The following is a 16,176-nucleotide window of genomic DNA, read 5'->3' as shown; positions in this document are numbered from 1 at the left end:
CCTGAGAAATATTTCTTGGGATTTTTTATATAATAGATTTTCCTGTAAAGTTTTTTGAAGATGTAAAATAGGAATTAAAATTATTTTGCTAAAGCCTTTTTCATGATTCTTATTAATCTCCAGCTAAAGCTAGAGGCTATTCAAATTCACTGACCTCAAAAAACTCAGCACCTTAGCAACTCAGCATCTCAGAACCTTCAAAAAAAACCTTTGTCCCTTTGCAACTCTGAACCTTTGAGCCTTCAAAACCTACATTCCTGTACGGATTGCCTCAACCGGATCCAGATTTGCTGCTGAAATTGCGGGTAAAATTCCTGAAATTAATCCGATAAGAGCGGCTAAAGTTGTTCCTAAAATGACGTTTCCAAAACTTAAAACAAATTCAAAGTCAAGTGCTTTTGTCAGGATAAGTGCAATTCCCCAAACCATTAATAAACCAATTATTCCGCCAATTACAGAAAGAATGATGGCTTCGAATAAAAACTGAAATAAGATGAATCTGTTTTTAGCGCCAAGCGATTTCTGAATTCCGATTAAATTGGTTCTTTCTTTTACGGAAACGAACATAATATTCGCGATTCCGAAACCTCCAACCAAAAGAGAAAATCCGCTGATAATCCATCCTACAACATTCATCTGACCTAAAATTCCATCGATAAAATCGGTAAAACCAGAAAGTACGTTGATGAAAAAATTATCCATCTCCCCTGCTTTCATTCCACGAATGGCTCTTAGTTTTTGTGCAACTTCGGCTTTATAAGCGTCCATATCGATGCCTTTTACAGGTTTTAAAACAATTACGGGTGTCATTGCATCGCTGTCGCCGTACATTCTGCGAAGGAAATTTGCCGGAAAATAAACCGAAGTATCATTACTGTCACCAAAAAATCCTGCGCCTTGTTTTGTCATAACGCCAATAACGGTAAAACGCTGTCCGTACAAACGAATACTTTTTCCGATAGGATCGCTATCTCCAAAAAGTCCGTTGGCAATATCATATCCTAAAACGATTACCGGAGTTCCTGAATTTGATTCTGATTCATTGTAAAATCTTCCTTTATCAAAACTTAATCCATCAATATCAACCATTTCAAATGAGGAAGGAACCATATTTACATCGGCAACGGTTTTTGAATCGTATTTTAAACTTTCATGATTTACGAATAACTGATACCCAACCTGATCTGTATTATTTAGGGAATTTTTTAAACTGATGTATTCGTCATATTTTACATTTGGAAATTGTTCTCTTTTCCATTGTGGAATTTCTGAAGGTCCAAAACAATATTTCATTAAATAAATCGTATTTTTATCTAAACTGCTCAAATCTTTAGAAATTTTTCGGTCTAAAGAATCAACTGCAGCAAGAACGGCAATAATTGAAAATATACCAATTGTAACACCTAACAAGGATAATAAAGTTCGCAATTTATTATTTCGTAAAGCATTAATGGCAAAGCTCAGACTTTCTTTTAATAACCTAAGATAAAGTAGCATAAATTCGTATTTTTCAATAAAGTAAAATTCAATAAATTAAAATCAAAAACCTAATAAAAGTTAACTTACTCATCAGTAGAATTTTTTACCATAATGTTACATTAAATCCTTTAAAATAATATTTAAAAAAACTACTTTTGCAGTCTGAAAATCATAACTACACAATGAGCACAACTAAAACAATACAATCGGCATTAATATCTGTTTTTTCGAAAGATGGATTAGAGCCAATCGTTAGAAAATTACACGAACAAAATGTAACACTTTACTCGACTGGAGGAACAGAAGATTTTATTAAAAACCTTGGAATTCCGGTAGTTCCTGTTGAAGATATTACTTCTTTTCCTGAAATTCTTGGCGGAAGAGTAAAAACATTACACCCGAAAATTTTTGGCGGAATCTTAAACCGTCAGGATAATGAAAGTGATGTTCAGCAAATGAAAGAATTTGATATTCCTCAGATTGATCTTGTAATTGTTGATTTGTATCCGTTTGAAAAAACTGTTGCTTCTGGTGCAAGCGAACAGGATATTATTGAAAAAATTGATATTGGCGGAATTTCATTGATTCGTGCCGGTGCAAAAAACTTTAAAGACACCGTAATTGTGGCTTCGGTAAATGAATACAGTTTGCTTCTTGATTTGATTACAGAGCAAAACGGAGCAACAACTCTTGAAAACAGAAGATTGTTTGCTACAAAAGCATTCCACGTTTCATCTCATTATGATGGTGCGATTTTTAATTATTTTAATACTGACGAAACAATCTACAAAGAAAGTATTGAAGGTGGTCAGGTTTTGAGATATGGTGAAAATCCACATCAAAAAGGTTTCTTTTTTGGAGATTTTGATGCAATGTTTAAAAAAGTTCACGGAAAAGAGTTATCTTACAATAATTTATTAGACGTTGATGCGGCTGTAAACTTAATAAATGAGTTTAAAAATGACGGACCAACGTTTGCTATTTTAAAACATAATAATGCTTGCGGTTTAGCGTCAAGAAAAACAATTAGCGAAGCTTATCTAGCAGCTTTGGCTTGCGATCCAACATCTGCTTTTGGCGGAGTTTTGATTGCAAATACTAAAATTGATTTAGCTACTGCGCAGGAAATCAACAAATTATTCTGTGAAGTTGTAATTGCTCCAAGTTATGATGATGAAGCTATTACAGTTTTGCAGGAAAAGAAAAATAGAATTATATTAGTTCAAAATGAAGTGGAATTACCTTCAAGACAAGTACGAACTTGTCTTAATGGTTTGTTAATTCAGGACAGAAATAATATTACAGATACTAAAGAGCATTTAAAAACCGTTACTATTACAGAGCCTACTGCTCAGGAAATAGAAGATTTGATATTTGCTTCAAAAATTTGTAAAAACACAAAGTCAAATACGATTGTTTTTGCAAAAAACGGAACATTAATTTCGTCAGGTACAGGTCAGACCTCAAGAGTTGATGCATTAATGCAGGCTGTTGATAAAGCGAAAGCTTTTGGATTTGATTTAACCGGCGCTTCTATGGCAAGTGATGCATTTTTTCCGTTTCCGGATTGTGTAGAATTAGCCAAAAAAGCAGGAATAACGGCAGTAATTCAGCCGGGAGGATCTATTAAAGACGAATTAAGTATAAATTATTGCAACGAAAATAATCTTGCAATGGTATTTACAGGAACACGTCATTTTAAACATTAATTTGTTTAACTTTGTTCGATAAATTATTTATAACATTTTAAACCCCTAAAAAACTTATGGGATTTTTTGATTTCATGACCGAGGATATTGCGATAGACCTTGGTACCGCAAACACTTTAATCATTCACAATGATAAAGTTGTTATTGATAGTCCATCAATCGTTGCACGTGATCGAATATCAGGCAAAATCATTGCTGTTGGTAAAGAAGCTAACATGATGCAAGGTAAAACGCATGAAAACATCAAGACCATAAGGCCTTTGAAGGATGGTGTAATTGCCGATTTTGATGCTTCTGAAAAAATGATCAATATGTTCATTAAAAGCATACCAGCATTAAAGAAAAGAATGTTTACACCAGCTTTAAGAATGGTTGTATGTATTCCTTCTGGTATTACTGAAGTGGAGATGCGTGCTGTAAAAGAATCTTGTGAAAGAGTAAACGGAAAAGAAGTTTACTTAATTCATGAGCCAATGGCAGCAGCAATTGGTATTGGTATCGATATCATGCAGCCAAAAGGAAACATGATTGTTGATATTGGAGGTGGTACTACAGAAATCGCTGTTATCGCTTTAGGTGGAATTGTATGTGACAAATCTGTAAAAATTGCAGGTGACGTTTTTACAAATGATATCGTTTATTACATGCGTACACAACATAATCTTTTTGTGGGAGAAAGTACTGCAGAGAAAATAAAAATTCAAATTGGGGCTGCTATCGAAGATTTAGATGGCCCGCCGGAAGATATGTCAGTTCAGGGTAGAGATTTACTTACGGGTAAACCAAAACAAGTTGACGTTTCTTACCGTGAAATTGCAAAAGCATTAGACAAATCTATTCAACGTATCGAAGATGCTGTAATGGAAACATTATCTCAAACTCCTCCTGAATTAGCTGCTGATATCTACAATACAGGTATTTATCTTGCTGGTGGTGGATCGATGTTAAGAGGTCTTGACAAACGTATTTCGCAAAAAACAGATTTACCTGTTTACATTGCTGAAGATCCGTTAAGAGCTGTTGTTCGCGGAACCGGAATGGCACTTAAAAACATTGCAAAATTCAAAAGCATCTTAATAAAATAAGATTCAAAATAACAAATCAAAATATTTTTATAAGAGTCGAATTGAATCATTCGGCTCTTGTAAAATTTGAAACCCAAAAGCATATCCTGAAACAAAATAACCGAACAAGAAATGCAGCAAATTTTTAATTTCATTATAAGAAACAGTAATCGATTGCTGTTTTTGCTGCTTTTAGGTATTTCGTTGGCTCTCACAATTCAATCCCATTCTTACCACAAAAGCAGAGTAATCAGTTCGGCTAATTTTTTAAGCGGAGGTGTTTATGAAAAAATCAATCATGTAAATGAATATTTGAATTTAAGAACCGAAAATGACGAACTGGTACTTGAAAACGCAAGATTAAAAAGTCTTTTATTTAATAAAAAAGACACCACAAAAATACCTTTGGCCGATAGTATAAAAGGAGTAAAACCTGCTGACATCATTGTTTCAAAAGTAATTCACAATTCATACAGTACACACGAAAACTATATTACTTTAAATTCCGGAGCAAATAGCGGAATTAAACAGGATATGGGAGTAATCAACAGTTTAGGAATTGTTGGAATCATAGACAATACTTCTCCAAGATATTCAACTGTGATAAGTATTTTGAATATGAAATCACATATCAATGCTAAAATTAAAAAATCAAATCATTTTGGTACTTTAACATGGGATGGTAAAAGTACGGGATTTGTTCAGCTGGAAGATGTGCCAAGATTAGCTTCAATCAAAAAAGGTGACACTATTGTTACCGGAGGTCAATCAGAAATTTTTCCAGAAGGAATTAACGTTGGTACTGTAGACAAAATATACATCAAAGATAAAACAAGTTTTTATGTCATTAATGTTAAACTATTTAACGACATGACTAATCTTGGACATGTTTATATCATTAAAAGTAAAGACCGCGAAGAACTTATTAATTTAGAAAAAAAGGAGAAAGATGAATAGCGCATTGTTAGTCAATATTTTTCGATTTATTATGTTGCTGGCAATTCAGGTTGTTATTTTTAATAATATGAATTTCCTGGGATACATAAGTCCTTTTCCGTATATTTTATATATCATTCTTTATCCGGTAAACAGTAATAAATCAGGCTTAATCATCTCTAGTTTTTTACTAGGACTAATGATGGACACGTTCTGTAATTCTGGCGGAATTCATGCAACAGCGTGTTTAATTCTCGCTTATTACAGGCCTTATATTTTTAAGTTTTCATTTGGTTTAAGTTATGAATATCAAACTATAAAACTAAATGAATCCTTAACACCAGAACGTTTTTCATTTATTTTAGTCTCTGTTTTATTACATCACATTGTACTGTTTGTACTTGAAGCTTTCCAGTTTAAATTTATTTGGGATATTTTACTAAGAACTTTATTCAGTTCAATATTTACCATAATTATTTCGATCATAATAATATATCTTATTAAGCCTAATAGACGATGAGAAAAGTTCTGCTGCCCTCTTTAATTATTATTGCAGCATCTTTGCTAGTGATCAGGATATTTTACTTGCAAATTATTGATGATTCATTCAAATTAAAATCAGAAAATAATGCAATTAAGAAAGTCTATGATTATCCGGAAAGAGGATATATCTACGACAGAAACGGAAAATTATTAGTAGCCAATCAGGCTTCTTATGATATTATGGTTATTCCTCGAGAAATCAAAAAAGACCTTAATGTTACCGAATTCTGTAATTTATTAAGCATCACAACTGACGAATACTATAAAAGAATTGCAAAAGCAAAAGTTTATAGTCCGAGATTGCCATCTGTGTTTTTAGCTCAATTAAACAAATCCGAATTTGCCGCTTTTCAGGAAAAGATCAGAAAATACGAAGGTTTCTATTTCCAAAAAAGATCGCTGCGTGATTACGAGGTAGATTACGGAGCAAATATCTTTGGTTTTATCACACAGGTAACTGAAAATTTAATTGCTAAAAATCCGTATTACAATAGTGGTGATTTAATTGGAAAACAAGGTGTTGAGGAAAGCTACGAAGAAATTTTACGCGGAATAAAAGGGGTAAAATATATTCAGAAAGATAAATACAACCGAGAAATTGGTTCTTATAAAGAAGGAAAATACGATACGATTGCCGTTGCCGGAGAAGACATCAACTTAACAATTGATGCTGAACTTCAAAAATATGGCGAAGAATTAATGATCAATAAAAGAGGTGGAATTGTGGCAATTGAACCAAAATCCGGAGAAATTCTGGCATTGGTAACCGCTCCATCTTATGATCCGGGAATTTTAGTGGGAAGACAAAGATCTAAAAACTATACACTTTTATATCATGATTCGATCGCAAAACCTTTATACGACAGAGGACTTCTAGCAGAATATCCTCCAGGATCTCCATTTAAAATCTTAACTGGTTTAGTCGCATTGCAAGAAGGTGTTATCAACGAGCAAACGACTTTTATGTGCCATCACGGATTTAGTTACGGTAGAGGTCGTTTTATGAAGTGCCACGGTTTTGGCCCGCATCAATTGCATAACGGAATTTATAATTCCTGTAATACGTATTTTGCAAATGCCTATATGCTAACGATTAATAAATTTTCTAATCCGGGACAAGCGGTGGATGTTTGGAGCAATCACGTTAAAAGTTTTGGTTTAGGACAATTTATGGGATATGATTTGCCTACGGGTAAAAAAGGAAATATTCCAACTTCTAAAACCTATAAAAAAATATATCCAAACGGTGGCTGGAGAAGCACCACTATTGTGTCTAACGCTATTGGTCAGGGAGAGGTTTTAATGACGCCGATTCAGCTGGCAAATATGATGGCAACAGTTGCTAATCAGGGTTATTATTATACGCCTCATATCATCAAGAAAATTGAAGGCAAAAAAATAGACGCTAAGTTTACAACGAAACACGAAACTACAATTGACAAACAATATTTTCCACCTGTAATCAGTGGTTTGTTTGATGTTTACAACAAAGGAACAGCTTATGCCCTAAGAGTTGAAGGCATTGATATTTGTGGAAAAACGGGAACTGCAGAAAACTATGCTAAGATTAATGGTGTGAGAACAAAATTAAAAGATCACTCTATTTTCGTTGCCTTTGCTCCAAAAGACAATCCAAAAATTGCAATTGCGATTATGATCGAAAATGGAGGTTTTGGTGCGACAGTTGCAGGGCCAATTGCCAGTTTGATGATAGAAAAATATCTTAGAAAGAAAATTACAAGAAACGATTTAGAAGTTCATGTATTAAATAAAAGTTTAGCAAGTGAATATGCTAAATTAGGAGGAATGACCGAAGCAAGCGCTATCGAATCTACTCCAAAAGATTCTGTTTTGAAAGCTAAAATTGTTGTACCAAAAACGCCAACAAAAACAGAAATTAAAAAAATGGCCGTAGACACTACTAAAGAGAACTAATAAGGATTATTTCAAATGAGAAATCAAAGTGTAAAAAATAATATTGACTGGATAAGTGTCTTTATCTACATGGCCTTAGTAACTCTGGGTTGGCTGAATATATATTCCTCTTCCCTATTGTCTACAGACGGTACTTATGAAAAGCAGTTAATATTTATTGCCTGTACAATTCCGCTAATATTTGTTGTTCTTTTTGTAGATGGTAAATTCTATGAAAAATACGCCAGTATTATATTTGGAGTTTCTTTATTGTCATTGGCAGGTTTATTTCTTTTTGGAAAAACAATTGCCGGACAAAGATGCTGGTATGCTATTGGAAGTTTTACAATACAGCCCTCTGAGTTTGCAAAGGCCGCTACATCATTGGCACTAGCCAAATACCTGAGCGACAGCCAAATCAATTTAAAGGAAACAAACAGACAAATTCAGGCATTGGCTATTGTATTTTTACCTGTTCTTTTAATTTTACCTCAACCCGATCCTGGAAGTGCTTTAATTTACAGTATTTTCATCATTGTTTTGTTTAGAGAAGGATTACCATCATGGTATGTATGGACGGGTTTTATAACAATACTACTTTTTGTATTAACACTGGTTTTAGAGCCTTATGTTGTAATATTAATTGCTTTTGGCGTATTAACAATTATACATTTTAAAGGTCGCGTTGTAGATCGAAATTTACTTTTAAGCGGTATTCTCCTGGTTTTGATTTCGGGCTTTGTATTTTCTGTTGACTACGTTTTTGATAACGTTTTTAAACAGCACCACAGAGACCGTTTTAATATTTTACTGGGAAAAACAGTGGATATGAAAGGTATTGGATATAACACCAACCAATCTGAAATCGCTATTGGATCTGGTGGCTGGATAGGAAAAGGCTTTTTAGAGGGAACTCAGACTAAAGGTGGTTTTGTACCAGAACAGCATACCGATTATATTTTTACAACGGTTGGAGAAGAATGGGGTTTTACAGGTTCATTAGTAGTAATCGCGCTATTCGTTGGTTTACTTTTAAGAGTCATTTATTTAGCCGAAAGGCAAAAGACAAAATTTAGCCGCGTTTATGGTTATTGCGTTGCCGGAATTTTGTTCATTCACTTTTTTGTAAATATCGCGATGGTTGTTGGTATTTTCCCTACTATCGGGGTTCCGTTGCCTTTCTTTTCATATGGAGGTTCCGGACTTTGGGGATTCACTATTTTATTGTTTATCTTCTTAAAAATGGATGCCAATAAAGTAAATGAATGGTAATTTCTCTTCAATAATTAATCTTTAAATTACAAATTACAACTATATAAAAAAATCCAAGCCTGTTGCTTGGATTTTTTTATGCTTAAAACTTTATTCATTTTAAATTTGAAACCTATTACCTCATAATCTATTATATAAAAAAAGTCCGAAGCATGAAACTTCGGACTTTCTTGTATTTTTGAATACTACATTTATATTTTCTCTATTGGTCTTTTCTTTAGTAATTTAAGAAGAACCGGGAACGTAGAGATAATTACTATAATAATGATAATATATTCGATATGCTCTTTTAAATCTATTCCTTGTTCTAAGAACACTCCGTATAAATAATGTCCGGAGAAAATCAGGATAAAAGACCACAAAAATGAACTTAGAATATTATAGTACATAAATTTCTTTTTATCCATAGAAACTATTCCGGCAATAATAGGAGCAAATGTTCTAAAAATAGGCAGGAAACGGGCGTAAATAATAGCTTTTCCACCATACTTTTCAAAGAAATCTTTTGATTGCAACAAGTATTTCTTTTTAAACCAGAAAGTATCTTCTTTTTTAAACAAATAATATCCACTTTTTGCACCAAACCAATAACCGGTCATATTTCCGAAAACTCCCATAGTGGCTACCAAAAGTGAAAGTATAAAAACATTTAGAAAATCACCCGGAATATAAACCACATTTTGAATTAGATCACGACTGTAAATACCCGCCAGAAAAAGCAAACTATCCCCAGGAAGAAAAAAACCTGCAAAAAGTCCTGTTTCAGCAAAGACTATAAACAAAACAATATACAAACCAATTTGAAAACCTCCGATACTTAAAGTAATATAAAATTCAGGATTAATTAATTGGGTCCAATCAAAATTATTCATAAAATGGTTTGGTTACATTTATAGTTGGTGAAAGTAACAATAATTTACTTTAACCACAATAAAATACGGTATTTTAAAGATAAATTAACTATTAAAAAAAAGCCCGGGAACAAACCCGGGCTTCACTAATTATTGTCGTTCATACTTGCAACAAGTGTGTAAATTATCGTAATCTGCCTGAGCTGCTTTTACTTCTTTTGTATCATGGCCAACTTTGGCAATCGCTTTATTTAAATCCTCCGGAGACGATTTCTCTTCGTTTAATATCACTGTTAATTGGTGTGAAGTAATATCCCAATTTGCAGTTTTTACTCCGGGAACACTAAAAGCTGCTTTTTCAATTCGTTTTTTACATTGCTCACAATTTCCGTTTACTTCTGTCGTGTATTTAAAGTTCTTATTTTTTTTAGTTTGGGCCTGAGCCGAAAATCCTAAAAAAGTGATCAGTGCAATTAAGATTAAATGTTTCATTTTATTATTTATTAAGTATCAAATTTATTATTTTATTTTAAATCGTAATCCTGCATAATACATCTGCCCATAAATTGGCGCATATGCTATAGAAGCATCAAAATTTGGTCCAAATGGATCGTCGGCGCCTAAAATTGCTTTTTCCTGTTTGTAATTTCCAATGTTTTCTCCACCAATATACATTTCAAAAACCGGTGAAAAAACCCTTGTTACCTGAACATTCATCACAGCGTATGAAGGAGAAAAATCAGGAAATTGATCTGCAGACGGATTTGTCGCCGTATAAAGCAATTGTTGCTTTCCTGACCAGTTAAATGTGTAATCAAATTTCCATTGTTTATCATCATTCAGGTTTGTTTCGTATTCAAGATTTCCTAAAAAACGATGCTTTGCCTGCAATGGACGCTGAAAAGTTCCTCGTAAATAATCGGTTTGAATGTCATAATACTTGTAAGCTGTTCGCAAATTCAAATTATGCGCCAATTCATAATTAAACTCAACCTGCAAACTGTTGGCAAATGAATTTCCTTTTAAATTATAAAACAAAACTTGCTGCGGACTTTGCATCAAATCGACAACGGCCTGATTTTGAAAATCGGTTCTGTAAAAGTCGAAACCGGCATCGGCATTTTTATTAAAAAGTTTAAATTTCTGAGAGAAGCTAATTCCGTAATTCCATGCAATTTCAGGATTTAAGCCATACACTTTTCCATCATTATCCAAAATAGAAAACGTTCTTGAACTTGCGAAAAGCTGTTGATTCTCGGCAAAAATATTAGCAGAACGTTTTCCTCTTCCTGCAGAAAAACGAATAACTGCATCTTTCCACGGATTGTAACGCATGTGCAAACGTGGCGTTACAAAAAAACCAAGTCTATTATGATTGTCCACTCTTCCGCCTAAAATCAAACTGAAATTATCGGTATTGTCATATGTATATTCAAAAAATGCTCCAACGGAATTATCAATTCTGCTATAATCATTTACATTCACAAATTCCTGATATTGGTCGTAAGTAAAGTTTAAACCCGTTGTGAATTTGTGTTTTGTATTATTTATAATCGAATTAAAAATTAAATTTGAATAATAGCTATTTTGCTTTATATCGTAAAGATTCAAACCAAAATAAGAGTTTTGATTATGGCTGTTAAAAGCATTTTGAAAACCAATACTCTGATAAGGCATATCCGGAAAAACGTAACCAATTTTGGTAGAAACATCAAAACGTTCTGTGTTGATTTCTGAACCCCAATAATTTGTTGTTCCGCGATCTATGTCTTTATCAAAATTAACTTCACCGGTTTGTTTTTTATCATTCATATATCTAAAATTGATAAAACTTACCAAACCGCTTTCCGGATCATAATATTGATATCGGTTTAAAACATTGATTTGTTTTCCTAGCGGATTATCCAAAAATCCGTCATCATTCATATCGTTTTTTGCTACTCGGGTATTTCCGTGTACAAACAAACTTGTCGCCCATTTATCAGATAATTTTTTATTGAAATGAGTGTTTAATTCAAAACGCGAATCAGTCGAACCATAAGCGTTTAGAAAAAACGGAATATCGCTTAACGGTTTTAAAAGTTCTGTATTTATTTGTCCCGAAATACTTTCGTACCCGTTGATCACACTTCCGGCTCCTTTTGTAATCTGAACACTTTCTATCCAGGTTCCGGGCGTAAATGATAATCCATAAGCCTGAGAAGCGCCACGAACCGAAGGGATATTTTCTTCGGTAATCATTAAATACGGACTTGTTAAGCCCAACATTTTTATCTGTTTGGTTCCGGTTAAAGCATCCGAAAAATTGACGTCTATTGATGGATTTGTTTCGAAACTTTCAGCCAGATTACAACACGCTGCTTTCAGCAATTCTTTACTGGTTATCGTTGTTGTATTTGCGGTAAGTGTAAATGATTTTTTTATTCCTTTTTGCTTTTTTGTAATTTTTACTTCTTGTAAATCTTCTTGCGAAAACACAGATACAGAAAGCAAAACCATCACAAAAAGCATGATATTTTTTTGCATAAAAAATGATTTTAATTATTTAGAAATTCTGCTTTTAAGTTTCTGAATAAATCAGAAAACAAAACAGCACATCACAAACCACAATAAAAATGGTTTGATTCTAAAAATTAAAATCAGGCGTAAAAGATATATTGTCTATATAATTTATATAAAGGGGGTGCATTCGCATCAGAATAATACGAAATGATTTGACTGCTTTTGAAATTTGGAACGGATAAAAAAGCAATTGGCTTAAATTCCTGGATTACTGCAGGGAAAGCAAATTGAAAAAAGAAAAACTTAATAGTCGCATTATCAGATTTTTTCTCAAAATGAACGACTTTGTCTTTGCAGCAAGAAGATTTTTTTTCAGATGCACCACAACATTTTTTTTCAGGAGAGGCAGAAACTGAAGTATTTAATGAAACAGAAGCAATTTTACCTCCGCAATAATGCACATCAAAAGCAAATCCAATGTTGGAAACCAACAGTAGAAAAGCTAAAAATAAACCGGTGCACTTTTTTAAATTCATACTGCAAAACTATTTAAAAATCTTTGAAAACGAACCAAGAAAATGTTATTTTTTGAGATTTTGCTGTTGGTAATAAAAGGCCGGAATGAATAATAGTACAAAAATTGGCTGAATAATAAATCGTCTTACATAAAAGAGAATCCAGTTTCCTTCAGGATAAAATTTCAGAATTATAAAAAACATCCCAAAAAGCAAGAGTAAAAAAAATACATATAAAATTGTATTGAATTTAATTATCTCTATATCTTCAAATAAAGAATAAATTAACACTAAAGACAGGATTGTATTTAGAAAATACCGGAATAAAAGTCCTTCAAAAAGTCGAAGATGATCTACTTCCGGAAAAGGTAAATTTTTAAAATCTGAATCAAAATAAACTAAAAAAGGATCGTAAAAGAATTGATTTTCGAAAGCTCTGATGATTCCGAAACATATTACAACTAAAATTGTAATCAGAATTTTGAATTTATGTTCGAATATTTTATTTAGCATATTTTGAATATTTATTTACCCAAATAATCCATAAAATAAAAACCAGTCCGTAAATAATTAACGGAAATAGAACGCCGTGTAAAATATGCTCTTTTTCAGGAAAATGAAATAATAGAATAGTCAATAACGCAATTCGAATTACATTCATGATATATATAGTAAGAACTCCGAATAAAACGAAAAGTAAAGTTGTTTTAAATTTACCCGAAAAGGCAATTACAAAAGAAACGAATAATATAAGTACACTTACGGCATTACACCCTTCTATAATTCGAAGCGTGTACTTTTGATTGTACCAAACTTCTAAATAAGGATTTGCTATACTTTTAAAAATTTTAATATCACAATTAAACAAATTCATTAGCTGATCGACGTTATTGCCTACAATATTTGTTATTCCGTCAATGTCATTTGTTTCAAAACTATTCAAGTAAAATTTATAAAGCACTGTGAGCAAGATATAAGTAGCAAAAAAAGTGCTGATAAAAATTAGAAACGGCTTGAATTGTACTAAATATTTTCTCAAAGGATTTTTTTTTCAAATTTATGTATTTTTTGAGTTTAGCTTTAAATACTTTTGTATAAAATTTTTATATCATGACATTTCAGGAATTACAACCAAAAATAAGCGCTATTGTAGCTGACACAAATACTGTTAGAGACGAAAAACTTTTGGCAATCTGCCAATTATTAAACGCTAATGTAGAATATTATAACTGGGTAGGTTTTTATTTTGCCAATCACGAAAACAAAACATTACATTTAGGCCCATACGTAGGTGCCGAAACAGATCATACTGTGATTCCGTTTGGAAAAGGAATTTGCGGACAGGTAGCTGAAAGCAATGCTAATTTTGTAGTGCCGGATGTTGCTGCACAAGATAATTATATTGCGTGCAGTTTTACTGTTAAGTCAGAAATCGTTGTTCCTTTATTTGTTGATGGCGTAAACATCGGGCAAATTGATATTGACAGCCACGTTATAGATCCCTTCACAGAAGCTGACGAAAGATTTTTAGAATTTGTAAATCAAGAGGTTGCAAAATTGTTCTAGAAAGGCTATCTTAACTATCAAAAGATAGAATGAAAAAAATCGTATTCATCTTATTACATTTTATCGTTTCTGGTGGTTTATATGCGCAAATTAATATGGTCTCGAAGAAAATTTTTCTTGACTCGTTAAATCGTGAAACAACTCCGGACAAATATGTCTATACAAGAGTAATTACCAATTATTCTCAAAAAAGTGTTCGTTATGTTGTAACTGATTTTTACAAAAACGGAAGAAAGAGAATGACAGGAGCGACTTTGGACAGAGATATTTTAAAAAAAGATGGCGAATTTGTTTATTATTACAATAACGGATCTAAAGAATGGGTCATAAATTATTCTGACGATCATAAGGTTGGAAAAGAATTCAACTGGTACGATAACAAAAATATAAAATCAGAAAAAGAGAACTTTTGGAATTCAAAAACTAAAACATCTCAAACACTGATTCTTAATTTTTGGAATAAAGACAAAGAACAAACCGTAAGCAACGGCGAGGGAGAATATGAAGACACGAATGAATTTATTACTGAAAAAGGAGCTGTAAAAAACGGCCTGAGAGAAGGAGTTTGGAAAGGAACTGATTTACTGCGTAAAATTTCGTTTGTAGAAAATTATGAAAAAGGCGTTTTGATATCCGGAACAAGTACGGATGAAGATAATGCTAAGCATTCTTATTCGTCTTTAAATCAAAAATATAATTCAAAAAATATTAAAAAATAAAAAATTTCTAATAATACACTTCAATGAAAAAAAACCTTTATTTTCTTTTCATATTACTTCCAATATGGCTTTTTTCACAAAGTTCAACAGATAAAATTGTTTATTTTGATTCTATTTGGAAAGAAACCACAAAAGAGAATCACAAGTTCTATCGAATCATAAAAGATTATTATAGTAATAAAGATTCTTATAAAATATCTGATTATTATAAATCAGGTGTTTTACAAATGGAAGGAATATCGAAAACAAATGATGGTAATAGTAAAGAAGGAGAATTTATTTTTTATTACGAAAATGGAAATAAAAAAAATATAGAAAACTATTACAAATCAAGACCAAAAGGAAAATCCCTTGAATGGTATGAAAATGGAAATCCAAAATTAGTGGGCGAATACATACAGTCTGAAAAGACTTTTAATTCGAATTTTAAAATGTATCAGTTTTGGAATCCTAAAAATGAACATTTAGTAATTGATGGCAATGGTGATTACGAAGAAAATGGTGAGAACAATTTTACAGTAAAAGGAAAAGTAAAAAATGGATTTAAAGACGGTATTTGGACCGGAATTAACAATAAATCAAAATATAAATATACCGATATATATAAAAATGGCGAATTTATTTCTGGTAAAAGCACAGATTCTACCGGAATAGAACATAGTTATAAAGACTTAGAAATAAGACCATTGCCTAAAAAAGGGATTCAGGATTTTTATAGATATATTGGCAAAAATTTTACTAAAACGCAAGAGGCTATCCAGAATAAAATAAGTGGAAGGTTAATTGTATCTTTCATTATTGATAAAGATGGTAAAATTGTTGAACCAAAAATTCTTAAGCCTCTCGGTTTCGGTCTTGAAGAAGAAGCTATAAGAGTAATTACAAGCTATGAAAATTGGATTCCCGGAGAGCAAAGAGGAGAGAATGTTCGTGTGCTTTATTCTATTCCTATCACAGTTTCTTTATAAAATTCATGTTGTGATTAAAGTGTTAAAAAGCAGAAATCGCAGTTTTAGCCTCTTTTTTTTAGATTCTTTTATTTTTGTTTGATTCTTTTGTTTTTTTAACCTAATTTTGCACCCGTCTTACAAAAGTTGTCTGACATA

General features: G+C 32.2%; 16 protein-coding genes. 9 read left to right on the top strand and 7 right to left on the bottom strand.

What is annotated here, in order from left to right; genetic code table 11:
- Positions 1-249: 249 nt before the first annotated feature.
- Positions 250-1,497 (bottom strand): ABC transporter permease, encoded by a 1,248-nt coding sequence (locus AC3QL1_RS07320; protein WP_492496399.1) that lies wholly within the window; start codon positions 1,495-1,497, stop codon positions 250-252.
- Positions 1,498-1,661: 164 nt separating this feature from the next.
- Here AC3QL1_RS07320 and purH point away from each other — a divergent pair, with 164 nt between their 5' ends.
- From purH to rodA, 6 genes are all read left to right on the top strand, one after another.
- Positions 1,662-3,188: a bifunctional phosphoribosylaminoimidazolecarboxamide formyltransferase/IMP cyclohydrolase gene (purH, locus tag AC3QL1_RS07315; RefSeq protein WP_492496397.1), complete on the top strand. Its 1,527-nt coding sequence runs from the start codon at positions 1,662-1,664 to the stop codon at positions 3,186-3,188.
- A 56-nt stretch (positions 3,189-3,244) separates the two neighbouring features.
- Entirely contained in the window at positions 3,245-4,273 is a 1,029-nt protein-coding gene (locus tag AC3QL1_RS07310) for a rod shape-determining protein (RefSeq protein ID WP_007804822.1), read from the top strand.
- A gap of 111 nt (positions 4,274-4,384) precedes the next feature.
- Positions 4,385-5,209: a rod shape-determining protein MreC gene (gene mreC, locus AC3QL1_RS07305; protein ID WP_492496396.1), complete on the top strand. Its 825-nt coding sequence runs from the start codon at positions 4,385-4,387 to the stop codon at positions 5,207-5,209.
- Positions 5,202-5,708 (top strand): rod shape-determining protein MreD, encoded by a 507-nt coding sequence (locus tag AC3QL1_RS07300; RefSeq protein ID WP_492496394.1) that lies wholly within the window; start codon positions 5,202-5,204, stop codon positions 5,706-5,708. The genes mreC and AC3QL1_RS07300 overlap by 8 nt, the downstream gene beginning before the upstream one ends.
- Complete coding sequence (gene mrdA / locus AC3QL1_RS07295; protein ID WP_492496392.1) at positions 5,705-7,666, top strand: penicillin-binding protein 2; 1,962 nt, start codon at positions 5,705-5,707, stop codon at positions 7,664-7,666. The genes AC3QL1_RS07300 and mrdA overlap by 4 nt, the downstream gene beginning before the upstream one ends.
- Before the next feature lie 15 nt (positions 7,667-7,681).
- Positions 7,682-8,917 carry a rod shape-determining protein RodA gene (gene rodA, locus AC3QL1_RS07290; RefSeq protein ID WP_492496390.1) on the top strand — a complete coding sequence of 412 codons (1,236 nt, stop codon included), beginning with the start codon at positions 7,682-7,684 and terminating at the stop codon, positions 8,915-8,917.
- A gap of 191 nt (positions 8,918-9,108) precedes the next feature.
- Here the strand turns inward: rodA and AC3QL1_RS07285 are convergent, their stop codons facing one another.
- From AC3QL1_RS07285 to xrtF, 6 genes are all read right to left on the bottom strand, one after another.
- Positions 9,109-9,789 carry a DedA family protein gene (locus AC3QL1_RS07285; RefSeq protein WP_492496388.1) on the bottom strand — a complete coding sequence of 227 codons (681 nt, stop codon included), beginning with the start codon at positions 9,787-9,789 and terminating at the stop codon, positions 9,109-9,111.
- A 129-nt stretch (positions 9,790-9,918) separates the two neighbouring features.
- Entirely contained in the window at positions 9,919-10,260 is a 342-nt protein-coding gene (locus AC3QL1_RS07280; protein WP_492496386.1) for a heavy-metal-associated domain-containing protein, read from the bottom strand.
- A 27-nt stretch (positions 10,261-10,287) separates the two neighbouring features.
- Entirely contained in the window at positions 10,288-12,294 is a 2,007-nt protein-coding gene (locus tag AC3QL1_RS07275) for a TonB-dependent receptor plug domain-containing protein (RefSeq protein ID WP_492496384.1), read from the bottom strand.
- A 113-nt stretch (positions 12,295-12,407) separates the two neighbouring features.
- Positions 12,408-12,806, bottom strand: a complete 399-nt coding sequence (locus tag AC3QL1_RS07270; RefSeq protein ID WP_492496383.1) for an HYC_CC_PP family protein — start codon at positions 12,804-12,806, stop codon at positions 12,408-12,410.
- Positions 12,807-12,851: 45 nt separating this feature from the next.
- Positions 12,852-13,298, bottom strand: a complete 447-nt coding sequence (locus AC3QL1_RS07265) for an exosortase F system-associated membrane protein (protein WP_492496381.1) — start codon at positions 13,296-13,298, stop codon at positions 12,852-12,854.
- Complete coding sequence (xrtF, locus tag AC3QL1_RS07260) at positions 13,288-13,824, bottom strand: exosortase family protein XrtF (protein ID WP_492496379.1); 537 nt, start codon at positions 13,822-13,824, stop codon at positions 13,288-13,290. The genes AC3QL1_RS07265 and xrtF overlap by 11 nt, the downstream gene beginning before the upstream one ends.
- Before the next feature lie 71 nt (positions 13,825-13,895).
- Here xrtF and AC3QL1_RS07255 point away from each other — a divergent pair, with 71 nt between their 5' ends.
- Genes AC3QL1_RS07255 through AC3QL1_RS07245 form a run of 3 tightly spaced genes read left to right on the top strand, consistent with a single transcriptional unit; the run spans position 13,896 to position 16,038 of the window.
- Positions 13,896-14,351 (top strand): GAF domain-containing protein, encoded by a 456-nt coding sequence (locus AC3QL1_RS07255; RefSeq protein WP_492496377.1) that lies wholly within the window; start codon positions 13,896-13,898, stop codon positions 14,349-14,351.
- Between the two features lie 29 nt (positions 14,352-14,380).
- Entirely contained in the window at positions 14,381-15,070 is a 690-nt protein-coding gene (locus AC3QL1_RS07250) for a toxin-antitoxin system YwqK family antitoxin (protein ID WP_492496376.1), read from the top strand.
- A gap of 23 nt (positions 15,071-15,093) precedes the next feature.
- Positions 15,094-16,038 (top strand): energy transducer TonB, encoded by a 945-nt coding sequence (locus AC3QL1_RS07245; RefSeq protein WP_492496374.1) that lies wholly within the window; start codon positions 15,094-15,096, stop codon positions 16,036-16,038.
- The last annotated feature ends 138 nt before the right edge of the window (positions 16,039-16,176 follow it).

The organism is Flavobacterium sp. GW823-FHT04A11 (assembly GCF_058796535.1).
Note: the sequence above shows the minus strand (reverse complement) of the source record. Positions and strands in the feature narration are given on the sequence as shown.

Bases quoted from the DNA above. Each gene is read 5' to 3' on its own strand.
- AC3QL1_RS07320 (WP_492496399.1), bottom strand. From the start codon at position 1,497: ATGCTACTTTATCTTAGGTTATTAAAAGAAAGTCTGAGCTTTGCCATT.
- purH (WP_492496397.1), top strand. From the start codon at position 1,662: ATGAGCACAACTAAAACAATACAATCGGCATTAATATCTGTTTTTTCG.
- AC3QL1_RS07310 (WP_007804822.1), top strand. From the start codon at position 3,245: ATGGGATTTTTTGATTTCATGACCGAGGATATTGCGATAGACCTTGGT.
- mreC (WP_492496396.1), top strand. From the start codon at position 4,385: ATGCAGCAAATTTTTAATTTCATTATAAGAAACAGTAATCGATTGCTG.
- AC3QL1_RS07300 (WP_492496394.1), top strand. From the start codon at position 5,202: ATGAATAGCGCATTGTTAGTCAATATTTTTCGATTTATTATGTTGCTG.
- mrdA (WP_492496392.1), top strand. From the start codon at position 5,705: ATGAGAAAAGTTCTGCTGCCCTCTTTAATTATTATTGCAGCATCTTTG.
- rodA (WP_492496390.1), top strand. From the start codon at position 7,682: ATGAGAAATCAAAGTGTAAAAAATAATATTGACTGGATAAGTGTCTTT.
- AC3QL1_RS07285 (WP_492496388.1), bottom strand. From the start codon at position 9,789: ATGAATAATTTTGATTGGACCCAATTAATTAATCCTGAATTTTATATT.
- AC3QL1_RS07280 (WP_492496386.1), bottom strand. From the start codon at position 10,260: ATGAAACATTTAATCTTAATTGCACTGATCACTTTTTTAGGATTTTCG.
- AC3QL1_RS07275 (WP_492496384.1), bottom strand. From the start codon at position 12,294: ATGCAAAAAAATATCATGCTTTTTGTGATGGTTTTGCTTTCTGTATCT.
- AC3QL1_RS07270 (WP_492496383.1), bottom strand. From the start codon at position 12,806: ATGAATTTAAAAAAGTGCACCGGTTTATTTTTAGCTTTTCTACTGTTG.
- AC3QL1_RS07265 (WP_492496381.1), bottom strand. From the start codon at position 13,298: ATGCTAAATAAAATATTCGAACATAAATTCAAAATTCTGATTACAATT.
- AC3QL1_RS07255 (WP_492496377.1), top strand. From the start codon at position 13,896: ATGACATTTCAGGAATTACAACCAAAAATAAGCGCTATTGTAGCTGAC.
- AC3QL1_RS07250 (WP_492496376.1), top strand. From the start codon at position 14,381: ATGAAAAAAATCGTATTCATCTTATTACATTTTATCGTTTCTGGTGGT.
- AC3QL1_RS07245 (WP_492496374.1), top strand. From the start codon at position 15,094: ATGAAAAAAAACCTTTATTTTCTTTTCATATTACTTCCAATATGGCTT.